Raw genomic sequence first — 16,653 nt, forward strand, 5'->3', positions numbered from 1 at the left:
GATCAGGTCTGAGCTAATACATATTAATGCTGTATCCCGGGTGGCATCCTTTATCCGGGATACCGTTACCGGGTGGACAGATGAGACTTTCCTTCAGCAGTTTACTGGCAACGAAGAAAATCACACTTCCACCCACCTGTTTACAGCCCTGGCGGTAACGGCCATTTCCGGCAGGAAAGCGGTCTTTCAGACCTGCTGAGCAGTACTGCCCTCCACGATATGTGTGGACGATGACATTCTCCGTGCGTTTACGCCGCCACTACGCCATCTGTAGCGCATCGCAGGCCCGTTGCGCTGTCATCCGACGGTTATCCATAATATTCCCCTCTCTTTCTTGCGCTATTTATAGATGTATAAATGCTTCGGGATGTGCTGCAACCCACAGCGCCTTATGTCATTTTCTGCATTAGCTCTCACTATAAGTAATGTGACAAGCTGTCGGCAACTTGCCATGATAAGGTTCTGAATCCTGAGATTTGCGTCAGGTGTGCGTCAGAGATCACCAAAAGGAACCCTTAGCCTTATGTCTTCTTCGCTTCCCTTAGCAATTATTCAGCTCGAAACACCGCCCGAACGCGTCAGCGCCCAGGTGGGTGAGCAGCAGCACTGGTTTGTGGATGCACTGAGTTTGCAGCCACAGGACTATATTGTCATTCGTCCCGACCTGGGGGACGAGCTTCCGGCGCCGTCCTCCGTTGCGGCGGCGATACTGAGCGGCTCCTGGGCGATGGTGACCGATCATGCGGAGTGGAGCGAGCGCACCGCCGCCTGGATCCGCAGCGCGGTTGAGCACGATCTGCCCCTGCTGGGTGTCTGTTACGGGCATCAGCTTATGGCTTATGCCCTCGGCGGTCGGGTCGGGGACAACCCGCGCGGCTGGGAGAAAGGGCTTCAGCAGCTCAGCAGGGTTAACGGCGATCGCCACGATCCGCTGCTCGGTGCGCTGCCGACGCATTTCTCTGCCTGGCTTTCCCATCGTCAGTCGGTACTACAGCCACCGTCGGGGGCGCAGGTTCTGGCGGTCTCTGCGCTGGATGACTGCCAGATAATCCGCTACAGCCCACAGGCGATATCGGTACAGTTCCATCCGGAATTTACCGGCAGCATTATGACTGCCTGCATGGAAAACGCGCAGCGGGAGCGCGACGTGAGCAGCCTGATATCACATCAGGCGGAACCCACCTGGGCCCGTCAGCTGCTGCTGAACTTCTGGGCCCGGCAACGTCAGAACAGCCTGTTTGCCTGAAGGCTGACTGAAAGGGGCGCTATCCGCGCCCTTTATCCTTTTCCCCTTTTGTCTGTGCGGTACTTCACATTTAGATCCAGATTTTACCAATTCTCTCTCCCGATCACAGTTTCATCCGTGACGCTCTGCCATTCTCTCGCTTAGCAATAATGTTAATAGTAAGTTATCTCAATGTTAACTAAGGCGGGGCGTACGACCCCATGGGAGAAGAAGATGCGTTACGCATATCCGGGCCATAAAGATTCGCTGATCGTTCTTCAGTCGCACTACGGCAACTATATTAACGGTGAGTTTGTGCCGCCGGTAAACGGCGAATATTTCGCCAATAGCTCACCGATCAACGGCTCCCCGGTGGGGCAGTTCCCACGTTCCGACCACCAGGATGTGGACAAGGCACTGGATGCAGCGCACGCCGCCGCTGAGGCCTGGGGTAAAACCTCTGTGCAGACGCGCTCGTTGACGCTGCTGAGAATTGCCGATCGACTGGAGGAGAACCTGGAGTATCTTGCCGTCAATGAAACCTGGGATAACGGCAAGCCGGTGCGTGAAACCCTGGCCGCTGATATGCCACTGGCGGTGGACCATTTCCGTTACTTTGCGGGCTGCATTCGCGCGCAGGAAGGCGGCGCGGCAGAAATTGATGAGTTCACTGCTGCCTATCATTTTCATGAGCCCCTGGGCGTGGTAGCGCAGATTATTCCATGGAACTTTCCTTTGCTGATGGCGGCATGGAAGCTGGCTCCGGCCCTGGCTGCGGGTAACTGTGTGATCCTTAAACCCGCTGAGCAAACGCCGCTGTCCATTTCGCTGTTTGTTGAGCTGATCGGCGATCTGCTGCCTAAAGGCGTGCTGAATATGGTACACGGCTTTGGGCGCGAGGCGGGCGAAGTGCTGGCGAGCAGCCCCCGCATTGCGAAAGTCGCCTTCACCGGCTCGACCGCCACCGGCGGTCATATTCTTGAGCTGGCGGCAAAAAATCTTATCCCTTCAACCGTCGAGCTGGGGGGGAAATCGCCTAATATCTTCTTTGAAGACATTATGCAGGCCGAACCGGGCTTTATCGAAAAAGCCGCGGAAGGGGTGGTCCTGGGCTTCCTGAATCAGGGCGAGATCTGTACCTGTCCGTCGCGCGCGCTGGTGCAGGAGTCGATCTACGTGCCCTTTATGGAAGCCGTGATGAAGCGCATCCAAACCATCAAACGTGGCGACCCCATGGACACTGAGACAATGGTTGGGGCACAGGCGTCGCAGCAGCAGTTTGATAAGATCCTTTCCTATCTCGAACTCGCCCATAAAGAGGGTGCTGAGTTGCTGACGGGCGGCGGCGTGGAGAAGCTGGAAGGAGAGCTTTCAGGCGGCTATTACATTCAGCCCACCCTGCTGAAAGGGAATAACAGTATGCGCATTTTCCAGGAAGAGATCTTCGGGCCGGTAGTAGCGGTTACCACCTTTAAAGATGAGGCCGAAGCCCTGGCTATTGCCAATGACTCGATTTACGGGCTGGGGGCAGGCGTCTGGACGCGGGACATTAACCGGGCCTATCGCATGGGCCGCGGAATCAAAGCAGGACGCGTGTGGACCAACTGCTACCATCTGTATCCCGCCCATGCGGCCTTTGGCGGCTATAAGAAATCGGGCATCGGACGGGAAAATCATAAAATGATGCTCGATCACTATCAGCAAACTAAAAATCTGCTGATCAGTTACAGCACCGAGCCGCTGGGTTTTTTCTGATCCCGCTTACTTCTCCTCACGGGCCAGCAGCGTTGCAATCTGGCCCTCGGGAACCGCCTGCGAAAAAAGATACCCCTGTAACTGATTACAGCCTGCCTCGGCCAGCGCCGCCATCTGGCTGCTGGTCTCTACTCCCTCTGCGGTAACAACCAGACCCATCGCCTGGCCCAGTCTGATGACCGATTCAACGATCGCCATGGAGTTTTCCGTTACGCCCAGCGCCTGGGTAAAGGAACGGTCGATTTTAATTTTATCGACCGAAAAATGGCTCAGGTAATTAAGGCTGGAATAGCCGGTGCCAAAGTCGTCCAGTGCGATATGGAAACCGATTTCACGCAGACGGGTCATAATCTTTTTCGCGCCCTTACTGTCTTCGATCAGCACACCTTCGGTAATTTCCAGTTCGATACGTGAAGGCAGGGTATGCTCCTGTTTTACAATCGCTTCGAAATGTTCAACGAACCCCGGTGAGCGAAATTGCAGGGGAGAGACATTTACCGCAATCACCAGATCGGGCCATGCCAGTGACACGCGGCTTGCCTCACGCAGCACCCACTCACCGAGCTGAATAATTAGCCCCATCTCCTCCGCCAGCGGAATAAATTCGCCGGGAGGAATGGCTCCCAGGACGGGATGATCCCAGCGTATAAGCGCTTCCAGCGCCACGACGTTCTCACCGGAAATATCCATCTGCGGCTGATAGTAAACCGCCAGGTTCTGCTTATGCAGCAGTGCCTGGCGCAGATCGGTCGCCACCTGCAGGCGCGTTTTGATGGATTCGTCCATCGAAGGATCAAAGAACTGATACTGGCCCCGCCCCTGGCTTTTCGCCTGATAGAGCGCGATGTCCGCTTTGCGCATGATTTCGGTACGATCGCTCGAATCCCCGCTGGCCAGCATGACGCCAATACTGACGCCGATCCAGGTTTCACTCCCCAGCAGGATGAAAGGGCGGGAGAGATCGTCCACTATCTGCTCACACAGCCTCTCTACTTCAGCAGAGGTTGCCACAGCAGGCAGGATAACCACAAATTCATCGCCCCCCAGGCGACCCACGGTATCTTTTTCACTCACCCGCTGCGTGAGCCGCTGCGCCACCTCAATGATTAAATCATCGCCCGCATGATGACCGTAGGTATCGTTCACCAGTTTGAAACGGTCGAGATCCAGCAGCAGCAGCGCCACGTTATCACCGTCAGGATTTCGCATCAGCCTGCCAAGGGTTTGCGTAAGACGCTCTTCAACCAGCGCACGGTTGGGCAGGCCGGTCAGCACGTCATGAAAGGCCAGATGCTGCGCCTGAGCCTCGCTGGCGCTGAGCTGGAGCAGCGACTGAGAGAGCCGGAGTGAGGAGAGCCAGAGGCGGCGGATCATCAATGTGCAGATGAGGGTAATAATCAGCAGTACGGCTACGACCAGCGGGGCGATGACGCCCAGCATGCGGGTGCCCGGCCTGTCGGCCTGCCACGCCAGGTAACCCAGCGGCTGGCCCGCGGGGCTCATCAGCGGGCAGGCAGCCGTAAGAGGGCGGCCAGGTAGCTTATCAGCATAGTGCAGCCCCTTAAGCTGGCTGCGCTGCGACAGGGCATTAAGAAAAGCGTTGTCGAGAAAGCGGATGCTGACCAGCACAAGGCGGTGAAGCTGGGTGGGGTCGCCATCAATGGTTCCCACCGCCAGCATCGCAGGACGATTATCAATCAGCGCGAGCCCCACGCTTTCACGGTGTTCTTTCATGCTGGAAGCGGCATGGCTGAGTCCGGCGAGCGCGGCCGTCACGGACGGCCTGACAGGCGTCGCGCTGTCGGGGCGGACGCTGCGGCCATTTTCCCACTGGTAAACCGGCTGGCCATCAGGAAGCAGGATATAAACCCGCTGATGCCCAAACATGCCGGAAAGCCATGCGCCCACGTTCAGATCCAGCCAGGCTTCGTTAAGGGGAGCGTGCTGCACATGAAGCGCCAGCGGCTGCCACAACGTAAGGCTGCGATGCTGGATAATCATCTCGCTCAGGCTCTGCGAAAGAGACGTTTGAATGATATGGTGCTGGCGCGCCGCGGCCTCGGCATTGCTTTTTGACGTGGCCCAGTAGACGGCATAGCTCGCACCGAGAGAGGTAATCAACAGCACCAGCACCAGGGGCGCAAGGATCTCACGCAGAAAATGCGCGCGAAAACTGTCTGATATTTTCATCTTTTTACCCGCGCGATTTCTCTTTTTCCGCAGCCTCTGCGGCGGCTTTAGCTGCTGCGTCAACCTTCGCCTGACGCCAGTTAACCAGCGGCGTCACGGAAATGCCGTGTACCACCACGCTGGCCACAATTAGCGTAAAGGCCATATTGGCCATGCGGTTCGCCTCATCGCCCCCCAGGCCGTGGGTGTAAGCCCATGCAATGTAGTTGATACTGCCAATGCCGCGAATGCCCAGCCATCCCAGTATCAGCCTCTGCTTACGCGGCGCACCCATCCCAATAGTGGCCACCCACACCGACAGAGGGCGAATCACCACAAACAGCAGCAGCCCCATCAGCAGCCCCACAGGATCCCAGTGGTGAGCCAGAGTAATGCCCAGAACGATAATAATCCCTGCGGCAAACAGCCTTTCAATCATATCGCCAAAGGAGAGGGCATCGCCCACCACCAGACCCACGGAGCTGGCGGCGTTCGGCTCGCCTGACTCGTGACGAATATGCGGGTTGACCATTAGCTCAGCGGGGGGCCGGTTATCGCTGTCGGGGAAGATATCCGCTGGCTGGCGACGGGTCACGCGCATTTCAGCGCGTCGCAGGCCGACGCCAGCGGCGAAGGCGGCGAGAAAGCCTGAGGCATCGAGTGACTGCGCCGCAGCATAGCTGAGCGCAATCAGCGCCAGTGCCAGGAAGTCATTAGGCGCGACGTCCTGGTGGGTATAACGTAAATGCGTCGCGTACTGACCGACGAAGCGCCCCAGCAGAAAGCCAATAGCGATACCGCCGACGATAGCCCATAAAACATCGATCAGCGCCCAGTGGCTGAACATCGCCAGCGTCAGATCGCCTTGGGTCGTGAGCAGCAGTATCGCCAGCATCAGCAGCGGCAGGGCGGTTCCGTCATTCATGCCCGCTTCGCTGGAGAGCGACACGCGCAGATTATCATCATCCCGGGCATCGTTAACCGCGATCAGGCTGGCCAGCACCGGGTCCGTTGGCGCGACAATGGCACCAAAGGCCAGCGACAGCGGCCAGGATAGCCCGGTCAGAAAATGCGCGGCCAGCGTTACGCCGCCTACCGTCAGCAGCATGCCTGGAAACGCCAGACGCATACCGATGCGCCAGCCCTGACTCCGTAAAGGCAGACGCAGCTTCAGCCCGGTGATAAACAGCGAGGCGGCCATGGCGATCTCTGTCAGGTTTTTGGCTAGCTCAGCATGTGCGGCGACATCCACCTGGAGCAGATTGAGCACCCAGGGACCGCAGATCACCCCGGCGATAAGGTAAAGTGCAAAGGTGGTGACAGGTCCGCGATTAATCCACCCGGACGCCAGCGACATGAGCAGTAATAAACCACCGGTTGCGGCAGTCCAACCCAGAAATTCCATCATTACTCCTTTATTACGGCAAAATCACTGCGTTAAGTATGGACGATAATACGGAAAGCCGCAGAATATCTGCTTGAATTAACAAATTTTTTCAGTCTTTACGACAGATTACAGCCCTTAAACCCTGCGAGACGCCCGGGAAGTAAAAATAAGCTGTCGGCAAGGGGCAGTAAAAGGGGGATCGCCCCCATCCATGCTCAGACCCATTGACATGCGACCGCCCGCTTTTAGACGCCTCCGGCGAAGACTTGTCATAGCGTCGCTTCATAAATGCCACATTCAACCAGCAAATTAATACTGTTAAATACATCACATAAAGAATTTACGCTGATGATTAAATATAAGCCGATGATTAATTAATGTTTTAATTATTCTTTTATCGCTCAGGCAATGTATTTAATTTAATAAGTCTCGCATTGTGTTTTTATCACCTACTATTATCTACGTAGCGGGATCCAGGTAACCTGGACTCAAAAGTAGCGGAAAAATAACGCAGCAATACGTCTTAACGGGGTGCGGCTGTGCCATTTTCTCTGCGCAGTAAAAGAGTGCGGAGCAAAATTCCTCTGCCGGAGCGAAGCGGCAGGCGGGGTATCATCTGCGTTACCGAGATTATTATTTCATGCTGGTCAGAGTTTATAATAATTCCTGGCCTTAATTTATTATTCCGGAGCCGATTATGTCTATTACTACTTTAGAAGAACTTTTTATACATGACCTGTCAGATATTTACAGTGCAGAAAAACAGATAACCCGAGCCCTGCCGAAAATGGCGCGCGCCGCCACCAGTGAGACGTTAATTGCGGCCTTTAATAAACACCTTGAAGAAACCCGCGGCCAAATAGAGCGCATCCAGCAGCTGGTGGACGTCACCGAAGGGGTGAAAATCAAACGTATGACCTGCCATGCGCTGGAAGGGCTGGCAGAAGAAGCTCAGGAACTGATCGATACCGTCGAGAAGGGAGAGGTATTAGATGCGGGGCTGATTGGTGCGGCACAAAAGGTGGAGCATTATGAAATTGCCACCTACGGCACACTGCACGCCATGGCGTTAAAGCTCGGCTATAAGGACGCGGCTAAGCTGCTGGCAGAGACGCTGGCGGAAGAAAAAAGTACCGATGAAAAACTGACCCAGATCGCTCAGGCTGCGGCATAACATCCGTCAAGTAAAGGCCAGACGTTGGGCGCCGGGCCTTTACTTATTTCTGTTGCGCTGGGGCTTTGTCGCGTCAGAGCGTTATACGGCTTTCACCTTTATCCTACCCGAATGACCTTACGTTTATCCCACCCGAATGAACTTACGTCTACCCCGCGAGAATAACCCTGACCTGATGCTCCTCGCCCCTGACGCTCAGCGGGATAATCGCCTCCTCCAGCTTTACGCCATCCATCCAGAGTTCATAATCCGCCGTGCCGCGTATGACCTCAATATGATAACGGCTGGTGCCTTCGCGCCACGTGAGCGTTAGCGCCGGCCATGCCACAGGCATATGCGGGCGAACCGTTAAGCCTTCTCCCCGGCGTTTAATCCCCAGCAGGGCTTCGATCAGCAGGCGGCTGGTCCAGCCCGCCGAGCCGGTATACCAGCTCCAGCCTCCGCGTCCGATATGCGGCTCAACGGAGTAAACATCCGCAGCCATCACATAGGGTTCGACCTTATAACGCTGCGTGGCTTCCGGCGTCAGACTATGGTTTATCGGGTTTATCAGTGCAAACAGCTGCCAGGCTCGCTCGCTGTCACCCATTTCCGCAAAGGCCATAATTGCCCAGATAGCACCGTGGGTATACTGGCCGCCGTTTTCCCGCACCCCCGGCAGATAGCCGCGAATATAGCCCGGATCGGGGCCGTTCCCGTCGAAAGGCGGCGTAAGCAGCTTGATCAGCCCGTTGTCATTATCAACCAGTTTATCGTCAAGCGACTTCATCGCCACCGCCGTGCGCTGGGCATCGCCTGCACCCGAGAGCACGGCCCAGCTCTGTGCGATAGCGTCAATCTGACACTCTTTACTGAGGTGGGAACCCAGTGGTTCCCCGCTGTCGAAGAAGCCGCGCAGGTACCATTCACCATCCCAGCTATGCGCCTGGAGATTCTTTTGCAGGTTGTCCGCCTGGTCACGGCAGAGCGTCAGGGTGTCATTATCACCCAGCGTTTCCGCCAGTGCCGCATAGCGCCGCAGTACCGTATAAAGGAAGAAACCCAGCCAGACGCTCTCACCGCGCCCGGCAATCCCAACCTGGCTCATGCCATCATTCCAGTCGCCGGAGCCCATCAGCGGTAAGCCATGTTCACCGAAAACCAGGCCGCGTTTGATAGCGCGAATACCGTGCAGCCACACTGACTCTTTCAGGGTACTGACAGCGGACTGTTCATAAAGGGACTCCTCGTGGGGTTCCAGCTGACGCGCCTTCAGATATCCCGCCTGTTCCTCAACGAGGGTTTTGTCCCCCGTGGTCTCCACGTAGTGGCAGATCGCCAGCGGAAGCCACAGGAAATCATCTGAGCAGCGTGTGCGTACGCCGTTGCCGGTTGGAGGGTGCCACCAGTGCTGCACATCGCCTTCGGTGAATTGCCGACTGGCACAGAGCAGGATCTGCTCATGCAGCCGCTCGGGCAGAGCGTTGCTCAGCGCCAGACAATCCTGCAGCTGATCGCGGAAACCCCAGGCGCCGCCGGACTGATAATAACCGCTGCGGGCCAGAATACGGCTGGCCAGGGTCTGATAAAGCAGCCAGCCATTTGCCAGCAGGTTGACGCCCGCATCGGGCGTGTAAAGCTGGATCTTGTCCAGTATGTGGTGCCAGTAGTCGTGGACACCCGCCAGTTCCTCTCTGACCTTCGCCTCATCCAGCCAGACCTCAATAAGCCTTTCCGCCTCTGCCCGATCTTCGCCCACGCCGAGGATAAAGATAAAGGTACGCTGATCGCCGTCGATAATAGTCGTCGCCGACTGAACGGCGCCGCAGGGGTCTAATCCCACGCCGGTCTTGTCAGAAAGCTGCTGCATGCCCAGCGCTGCGGGCTTGCTGAGCGATCCGTTGCGACCGATAAACTCACGGCGATCGCCGGTCACCGAGCAGTGAACGCCGCTTAACGCGATAAACGCCGTTCGGCTCGCGTCGGTATCGCGATAGTGATTGGTCGCCAGGATGCCGCAGCCTTTCGCCACTCTGGCCGGTAAGGTGGCCACATGCAGCGCCGTCTTACTGCGATGCTCACCCAGCGTCCACTCCACGTAGCCCGTCACCGAGAGCCTGCGGGTATAACCTGAATGATTAGTAAGGCTTAACATGGCCAGTTTTACCGGGGCATCTCTTGCCACCAGCACCCGCAGTTCGCTGGCGATACCGCTGTACTGATGGCTGAACTGACTGTAGCCAAAGCCGTGATGGGTAACGTAGTCGCAGTCGGTCCTGGCGGGTAAGGCCGTGGGTGACCAGAATTCGCCGCTCTCCTCATCCCGCAGATAAAGGGCTTCTCCCGAGCTGTCGCTGACCGGGTCGTTTTCCCACGGCGTGATCCGGTATTCATGTGCGTTACCAAACCAGCTGTAGGCCTGACCGCTTTCGGAAATAACGCTGCCGAAATCCTTGTTGGCGAGAATATTGGACCAGGGAGCAGGGGTGCTTTGCCCTGCTTTCAGCACGATGCAATACTCCCGACCGTCCTGGCTAAAGCCGCCGAGGCCGTTAAAAAAGTGCAGTTGAGAAATGTCGAATGCCAGCGGGGTAACCGGGTAATCAGGCCGGGGCAGGCGGGGGACCAGGGGAGTAAGCTGTAGCCTTTGCGGCGGCATCTGTATCGGCTGGGTCAGCTGATCCGTCAGGCTGCCGCGACTGTCGTCCAGAACCAGGCTGGCGGCGCTGAACAGCAGCGTCAGATCTTCGCTGCTTAACAGTTCGGTTTTGCGCACGTACAGGCCGGCTGGTTTATCCGTCAGGGTGGCAGACGGACCGGACGCGATCAGGCTGGTTACCAGCGTAAACAGGCTTTGCTGATAACCCCCACGCGTCTGTATGAGGATAACCAAATCCACCTCCAGCCCTTTTAGCTGCCAGTAATAATGTGCCTGGATAAGCGTCTTCAGCATGTCGAGATTATCTTCACTGCCGATAGCCAGCACGGCTATCGGCAGGTCGCCTGAAATCGCATTGCCCCACAGGCCCGACTGCCCGCGCCGGTTGCGGCTCAGCACCTCCCGGTCTGCGCGCATCTCCGTGATCGGAAATATAATCGCAGAGGCAAGCTGGTTGAACAGCATGGCGTCGCTCTCGCTGGCATTCAGCTGCCGCAGCACCACCTGACTGTGCGACCATGCCATTTCAAATACCCGATCGGCGATGGTGCGGTCGCGATATTTTTCCATCAGCGTCAGGCTGCTATCACGGCTGCTGCTTACGCCATACAGTACGTCAACCACCACCGGCACGCCGGGTTTCAGGCGGATACGCTGGCGGATGGCCATAATCGGGTCCAGTACCGCCCCGGCTCCGTTCCCCAGCGGCCCCGGCTGGGTAAGCGCCAGCGGCGCGGCGGGGGTGCGACCGCGGCCCGTGAAGGCGGCGCGATCCGTCTCGAAGGAGGTTTCCCGGCCAACCGAACCGTTAATCGCCACCAGGTGGAACAGCCACGGAGTCTGTTCAGCGGCTTCCCGTGGTCGACGATGGCAGAGTATGCCCTCCAGCGCCGGAAGCAGGGTGGTTTCCACAAACAGGTTACTGAAGGTGGGATGCGCCAGTTCGCTGCTGGTCGGTGCCAGTACCACCTCGGCGTAGGTGGTAAGCTCAATTGTCCGTGCGCGACGACCACGATGCGTTAGCGTGATTCGCCGCAGTTCAACATCGTCTTCCAGCGAGACGACAATATGGGTGTGGATACTGAGTGAGCCGGTGGTAACGCGGAATTCCGCACCCGCATCGGTAAACAGCGCATGGTATTGCGCGCCTTTGTTGCCCGTTGGTTGCCAGGTGTTGCTCAAGACTTCACCGCTCTGTGGATCGCTCAGATAGCAGAAGGTGCCGCGATTATCCTTTGTACCATCCGCCCGCCAGCGGGTCAGGGCCAGATTATTCCAGCGGCTGTAGCCGCCGCCAGCAAGGGTAACCATTAAGTGGTACTGGCCATTCCCCAGCAGCTGAACCTCCGGTAAGGCCGTATTAACGTCACTGAACTCGCGCTGCTCTAACACAGGCTGCTGCAGCGTGCCCTCGTTCGACTCAAATTTACGGCGGCGAGTGAAAAGCTCGACCGTGGTTGGTACGCGCTCCTGTAGCAGCAGGCGTGCTGATGCGAAATCGGGATTTGCGGCAAAGCGATTTACCATCGGCGCATCCAGCAGCAGATTCGACAGCGCCAGAAAGCCCATACCCTGGTGGTGGGCCATCCATGACTCAATAATGACCTGTGACTGCCCCTGCGGCAGACGTGAGGCGGTGAAATCGAGCGCCTCGTAAAATCCGTAGACGCCATGTGCCCCCAGCTTTTCCAGACTCTGGAGGTTTTTAATCGCCGCCTGGGCGTGCACCGGCAGCGCCAGCAGCGTGGCGTAAGGCGCGATGACCATATCCTGACTCAGGCCGCGCTTAAGCCCCAGTCCCGGTACGCCAAAGGCGTGATACTGATAATTATGCTGATTGTCAAAGGCATACCAGGCCGATTCGGAAATTCCCCAGGGAATATGGTGCGCCTTGCCCCAGGCAATTTGCTGCGTCACCGCCGTCTGGCACATGCGGGAAAGCAGGGTATCCGGCCAGAGCGGCATCACCAGCTGTGGCATCAGGTACTCAAACATTGACCCGCTCCATGACATCAGCACCGGATCGCCATTGATTTCGGTATAGAGGCGGCCCAGTGCGAACCAGCTTTTCAGCGGCAGCTGATTGGTGGCGATAGTGACATAGTTAGTCAGGCGAATTTCAGACGGCAGCAGATCGTAGTGTCCGCTATCCAGTTTGCTGGCCTCACAGTCATAGCCGACGCTCAGCAGGTGAGTGGTCGCGTTATACAGGAAGCGGAAATCCATGGTGGCGTGGTCATCCAGCCGCAGTTCCAGCTCATGGATCATAGCCAGCCTTTTTTGCGCAACCAACTTCGCGGTACGCAGTGCGTCATCCGCCCCCGGGGCAACCTGTTCGTGCTGTTCCACCAGCCACAGCAGCGAGGGGAAGGGAGTATCCGACACGCGCGGATCCCGCCATCCTGCCATCAGCTGCCACTCTTCGCAGACTGCTTCAAGCTGCTTATGGAGGTGTTGCAGCCAGCTACCCGTCAGGGCGGGCATATCGTTCAGCAGCGCAGCGGCAAGCTCGCGCAGGATAATCAGCTCGGGCAGGACCTTATCCGGCGGCTGACGGTGGGCTATCTGTAAACGCTGACGCAGCGGCTTAAGGGCGGCGGGCATTTTCCCTCCCACCTCATATTGCAGCAATCTTAGCGTGTCATCCACGCCGGCCAGCACGCTGGCAATATCCAGAATGGGCGCGTGACGCCAGGCCGCTATCCCGGTTTTTAGGGTCAGCAAATGACCGGCCAGATTACCGCTGTCGACGCTTGAGATGTAGCGCGGATGGAGCGGCTGTAGCGTATGGGTGTCGTACCAGTTATAGAGATGGCCGCGATAGTGCTCAAGTTTATCCAGCGTATCCAGCGTCTGGGTGATGCGCAGCAATACCTCCTGCTGGGTCAGGTAGCCAAAATCCCCTGCGGTCATCGTAGCCAGCAGCGAGAGTCCAATATTAGTGGGTGAGGTGCGATGCGCCACGCGGCGCTGAGGGATCTCCTGGACGTTGTCCGGCGGCAGCCAGTTCTCCTCTGCGGTAACAAAGGTGTCAAAAAAGGCCCAGTTTTCGCGGGCAATCTGCCGTAAATAGTTTCGCTGTGGCTGGCTGAGCGGCTGTTTCGCCACGGTTCTCGGGCGGCTCAGCCACGCCAGCACGGCAGGCGTGGCGACCCAGCACAGGCAGAGTAAGAGCGCGATGGCCATCATGGGAGGCGGTGATAAACCGCTAATCAGCAGCAGAAGAATACCGGTAAGTGGATTGATCCACATGACGCGATAAAAAACGACCACAGATGGCGCTGAGCGATTTCTTCCGGCGTCAGAGCCGACCCACTCATGCAGATAGCGGTGGCTGACGCCGAGACGCCAGAGCGTGACGGCAATCGCCCGCAGCGAGTAAAGACTCTGATGCGGCATCGTGGCGATCTGCATCGCCGTGGTCAGCAGCTGGCTACGGGTTCCGCGCAGCACGGCGCGAATATGCTGATACAGCGAATTGCGGCGATTTTTCTTCAGCAGGCCGATGACCAGCGCGGCAACGGTCGGCAGCAGCAGGGCAACGGGCAGGCAGGCCAGCCATAACAGCGCATCAGGGGCCGGCGACAGGGCATAGAACAGCGTAATCAGCAGGCTGGGTGCTACCAGGCTCCGACGTAAATTGTCCAGCAGTTTCCAGCGGGAGAGGTGGCTGAGGGGGTTATCACCCCGGCTGCCGTCAGCCCGTCTCACTTTTAGCCGCAGCCAGTTAAGCAACTGCCAGTCGCCACGCGTCCAGCGATAGCGGCGCGCCACGTCCGCCAGGTAATTGTTAGGGTACTGCTCATAAAGCACGGCATCGCTCAGCAGGCCGGAACGCGCGTAGCATCCTTCCAGCAGATCGTGGCTGAGCACGAGGTTTTCCGGGCAGCTGTTGTGGGTCGCCAGCATAAACATATCCACATCGTAGATGCCCTTGCCGACAAAGGATCCTTCTCCGAACAGGTCCTGATAGATATCCGAAGAGATGGCCGAGTAGGGATCGATGCCCGGCTCGCCGCTGCACAGCGCAGCGTAGCGGCCCTGTCCGCCCGTTGGGATCTCCTCCGCCAGGCGCGGCTGAAGGATGGCGTAACCCTCCGTGACCCGCTGGCGATGCGCGTCCCAGACAGGCAGGTTCAGGGGATGCGCCATCGCCGCGATCATCTGATGCGCCATCTCCCTGGGGAGCAGGGTATCGCTGTCCAGGGTAATAATGTATTTCACCGCCGCCAGCACTGACTGGCTGGCCCCGACGATGGTCGAAAACGGCGTATCCTGCCCGCGCAGCCAGCGATGCAGGGCATAGAGTTTACCGCGCTTGCGTTCATAGCCCATCCAGACGCCCTGTGCCGGGTTCCATACTATATCGCGGTGCAGCAGCGTAAATACCTGGTCATGCGCACCGTCGCGCGGATGAAGCCGGTTCAGCGCGCCAATTTTGTTAGCCGCATAGGCCAGCAGCGCCGGGTGTTCTGGCGCCTGCTGGACCGCGCTGTCGTGAAAGTCCGTCAGCAGCGCATAGTAAAGGTTAGGCTGTGCATTCCCCAGGTAGCAGATGTGCAGATGGTTTACCAGCGCATCAATATGCTGCTTACTGCCCAGCTGACAGGGGATCACCACCAGCGTCTGACACGTAGCCGGAATACCGGCGGAAAAATCCATGCGCGGCAGCGGCTCAGGCTTGCGGCTACGGGTCAGGGTTTCGCTCAGCATCGCAACGGTGAACTGGCTAACCACCACGATAACCGGTAACGTCAGCAGTAGCAGCGACCAGCCCATTCCCTGGCGATAGCCGTGAAAAAGAAGTTCGGTGCTAAAGGCCATCACCAGCAGGCTCATACTCCCCAGCCACCACAGCAGCGGCGTCTGATTGAGCTGAATGCGCAGCAGCGAGAGGGGATGAAAATGTGCGTTCAGCACGCTGTCCAGCTCTGCCCGACCCTTGCCGACCAGATAATAGCCTACGTGCCGCCTGACGCTGTCTGCCGGTGCAACGCCCGCCAGCACCACCACCTTGCGGGCAACGGCCTCTTCGCTAAAGGCGCTGTGGCGTGCCAGAACCTCGATATGATGACGATAGTTATCCCGGGTATCGAAGTGCATTCGGGCGTAAATGTCGGCCGGATCCTGGCGCAGGCACTGCTCCACCAGGCTTACCGACTCGGCAAAATCGGCCCAGTTAATTTCATTGAGCTGGCGCAGCCCGCTGATGCTGTTGCTGACGGAGAGCTGATTGCTGCTCAGCTGCTGGTTAAAACGGCTGACCAGCTCGGCAGAGGTTAGCCCGGCTTCGGCGATGCGTTTCTCCACCCACAGCAGCGGCAGCGCCAGACGGGAGCCGTGACCCTGTAGCCCTCTGATCATCTCCGCAATAAATGCGCTGCTCTCCGGCGGCTGGCTTTGCACCATCTCTGCCATCACCACGATAAGGTTGGCCGGCTCGTTCTCCTCGCACTCCAGCATGCGCCTGACCCACCCCTCAGCAAGTACGCGCTGCTGGTGGGCGTGAGCGACGTCGATCGCCACCCGGTGCAGGTTTTCAATCAGCGCCAGGCGCAGCATGCCCGGCAGCGCCCAGAGTTCGCCCAGCGTGAGCGGGCTTACCGTCTGATAGGCGGTGATAAATCGTGCCAGGAGACTGAGATCCCAGTGGGCGTCACTGTGTACAACCGCTTCGGTCGCAATATCGTAGATGCGCGGGCCGTGGTGCGGCAGGGCTATTTGCGGGAGGCCCTTACCAAAATTAAAGGGTAACAGCTGGCGCACCAGCCTGATCTGTTCCTCAATCAGGTAGAAGTTATCCAGCAGCCACTCACCCGCCGGTGCCCGACTGCTTTTGTCTCCCTGACTGATAACCTCACAGCTTTCGGCCAGACTCACTTCGTTATCATTCAGCCTTTTCAGCAGGTAGTAAGGCTGCTTTTGCTGCGTCAGACGGTGGGAACGGGCCAGTTTCTCGCCGTAGCGCACCATCTGTTCTGCTGAGTAAAGCTCCGGCTTCACGCTGGCGTAGTCGTTTTTTTCAGGCATCGGGACGCGCTGCCCGATCGCTTTGCCGCTAAATGGGTTTCTCACGCATCTATTCCTTATACGTACGCACCGGGCTTAAGTAAGGGCAGGATGGCACGCGTGATAAAAGACAAGTCTGGAAGAGTAGGGCAGGTCGGATACTTCACCGATGAGGGTCAGGGCGAAGATCAGGGGTGAAGGGCCTGGTCACCTGAGCATAGCAGTCTCATGCTGGGGACGGGCGCTTTATCAGTGAAAGTGCGAGGCCGCGCACTAAGTTACACATTCTGTGCCGT

7 protein-coding genes are annotated in these 16,653 nt (G+C 57.7%); 4 read left to right on the forward strand and 3 right to left on the reverse strand.

The window, feature by feature from the left end; genetic code table 11:
• The 3 genes from ACLRGG_RS03675 to exaC all read left to right on the forward strand — a co-directional run.
• Positions 1 to 199 (forward strand): hypothetical protein (locus ACLRGG_RS03675; RefSeq protein ID WP_416248675.1); only part of this gene is annotated, 199 nt, incomplete at its 5' end.
• Positions 200 to 523: 324 nt separating this feature from the next.
• Complete coding sequence (locus tag ACLRGG_RS03680) at positions 524 to 1,246, forward strand: glutamine amidotransferase (RefSeq protein ID WP_416248476.1); 723 nt, start codon at positions 524 to 526, stop codon at positions 1,244 to 1,246.
• A 213-nt stretch (positions 1,247 to 1,459) separates the two neighbouring features.
• A complete protein-coding gene (gene exaC, locus ACLRGG_RS03685) occupies positions 1,460 to 2,980 on the forward strand; it encodes an acetaldehyde dehydrogenase ExaC (RefSeq protein WP_416248477.1) in 1,521 nt (506 codons plus the stop codon).
• A 6-nt stretch (positions 2,981 to 2,986) separates the two neighbouring features.
• Here exaC and ACLRGG_RS03690 read toward each other — a convergent pair whose 3' ends face one another.
• Positions 2,987 to 5,170 (reverse strand): putative bifunctional diguanylate cyclase/phosphodiesterase, encoded by a 2,184-nt coding sequence (locus ACLRGG_RS03690; protein WP_416248478.1) that lies wholly within the window; start codon positions 5,168 to 5,170, stop codon positions 2,987 to 2,989.
• Positions 5,171 to 5,174: 4 nt separating this feature from the next.
• On the reverse strand, positions 5,175 to 6,554 hold the full coding sequence (locus tag ACLRGG_RS03695; RefSeq protein WP_416248479.1) for a cation:proton antiporter: 1,380 nt from the start codon (positions 6,552 to 6,554) through the stop codon (positions 5,175 to 5,177).
• Between the two features lie 679 nt (positions 6,555 to 7,233).
• On the opposite strand from ACLRGG_RS03695, the gene ACLRGG_RS03700 reads away from it, so the two are divergent.
• A complete protein-coding gene (locus ACLRGG_RS03700) occupies positions 7,234 to 7,710 on the forward strand; it encodes a YciE/YciF ferroxidase family protein (RefSeq protein ID WP_416248480.1) in 477 nt (158 codons plus the stop codon).
• Between the two features lie 148 nt (positions 7,711 to 7,858).
• Here ACLRGG_RS03700 and ACLRGG_RS03705 read toward each other — a convergent pair whose 3' ends face one another.
• Entirely contained in the window at positions 7,859 to 16,378 is an 8,520-nt protein-coding gene (locus ACLRGG_RS03705) for a GH36-type glycosyl hydrolase domain-containing protein (RefSeq protein WP_416248665.1), read from the reverse strand.
• Positions 16,379 to 16,653: the final 275 nt, after the last annotated feature.

The sequence above is a fragment of the Erwinia sp. PPS120 genome (assembly GCF_047918655.1).
Taxonomy (GTDB): Bacteria; Pseudomonadota; Gammaproteobacteria; order Enterobacterales; family Enterobacteriaceae; genus Erwinia; species Erwinia tasmaniensis_A.

Excerpts from the sequence above, each read along its gene's own strand:
- ACLRGG_RS03680 (WP_416248476.1), top strand. The coding sequence starts at position 524 with ATGTCTTCTTCGCTTCCCTTAGCAATTATTCAGCTCGAAACACCGCCC.
- exaC (WP_416248477.1), top strand. The coding sequence starts at position 1,460 with ATGCGTTACGCATATCCGGGCCATAAAGATTCGCTGATCGTTCTTCAG.
- ACLRGG_RS03690 (WP_416248478.1), bottom strand. The coding sequence starts at position 5,170 with ATGAAAATATCAGACAGTTTTCGCGCGCATTTTCTGCGTGAGATCCTT.
- ACLRGG_RS03695 (WP_416248479.1), bottom strand. The coding sequence starts at position 6,554 with ATGGAATTTCTGGGTTGGACTGCCGCAACCGGTGGTTTATTACTGCTC.
- ACLRGG_RS03700 (WP_416248480.1), top strand. The coding sequence starts at position 7,234 with ATGTCTATTACTACTTTAGAAGAACTTTTTATACATGACCTGTCAGAT.
- ACLRGG_RS03705 (WP_416248665.1), bottom strand. The coding sequence starts at position 16,378 with ATGCCTGAAAAAAACGACTACGCCAGCGTGAAGCCGGAGCTTTACTCA.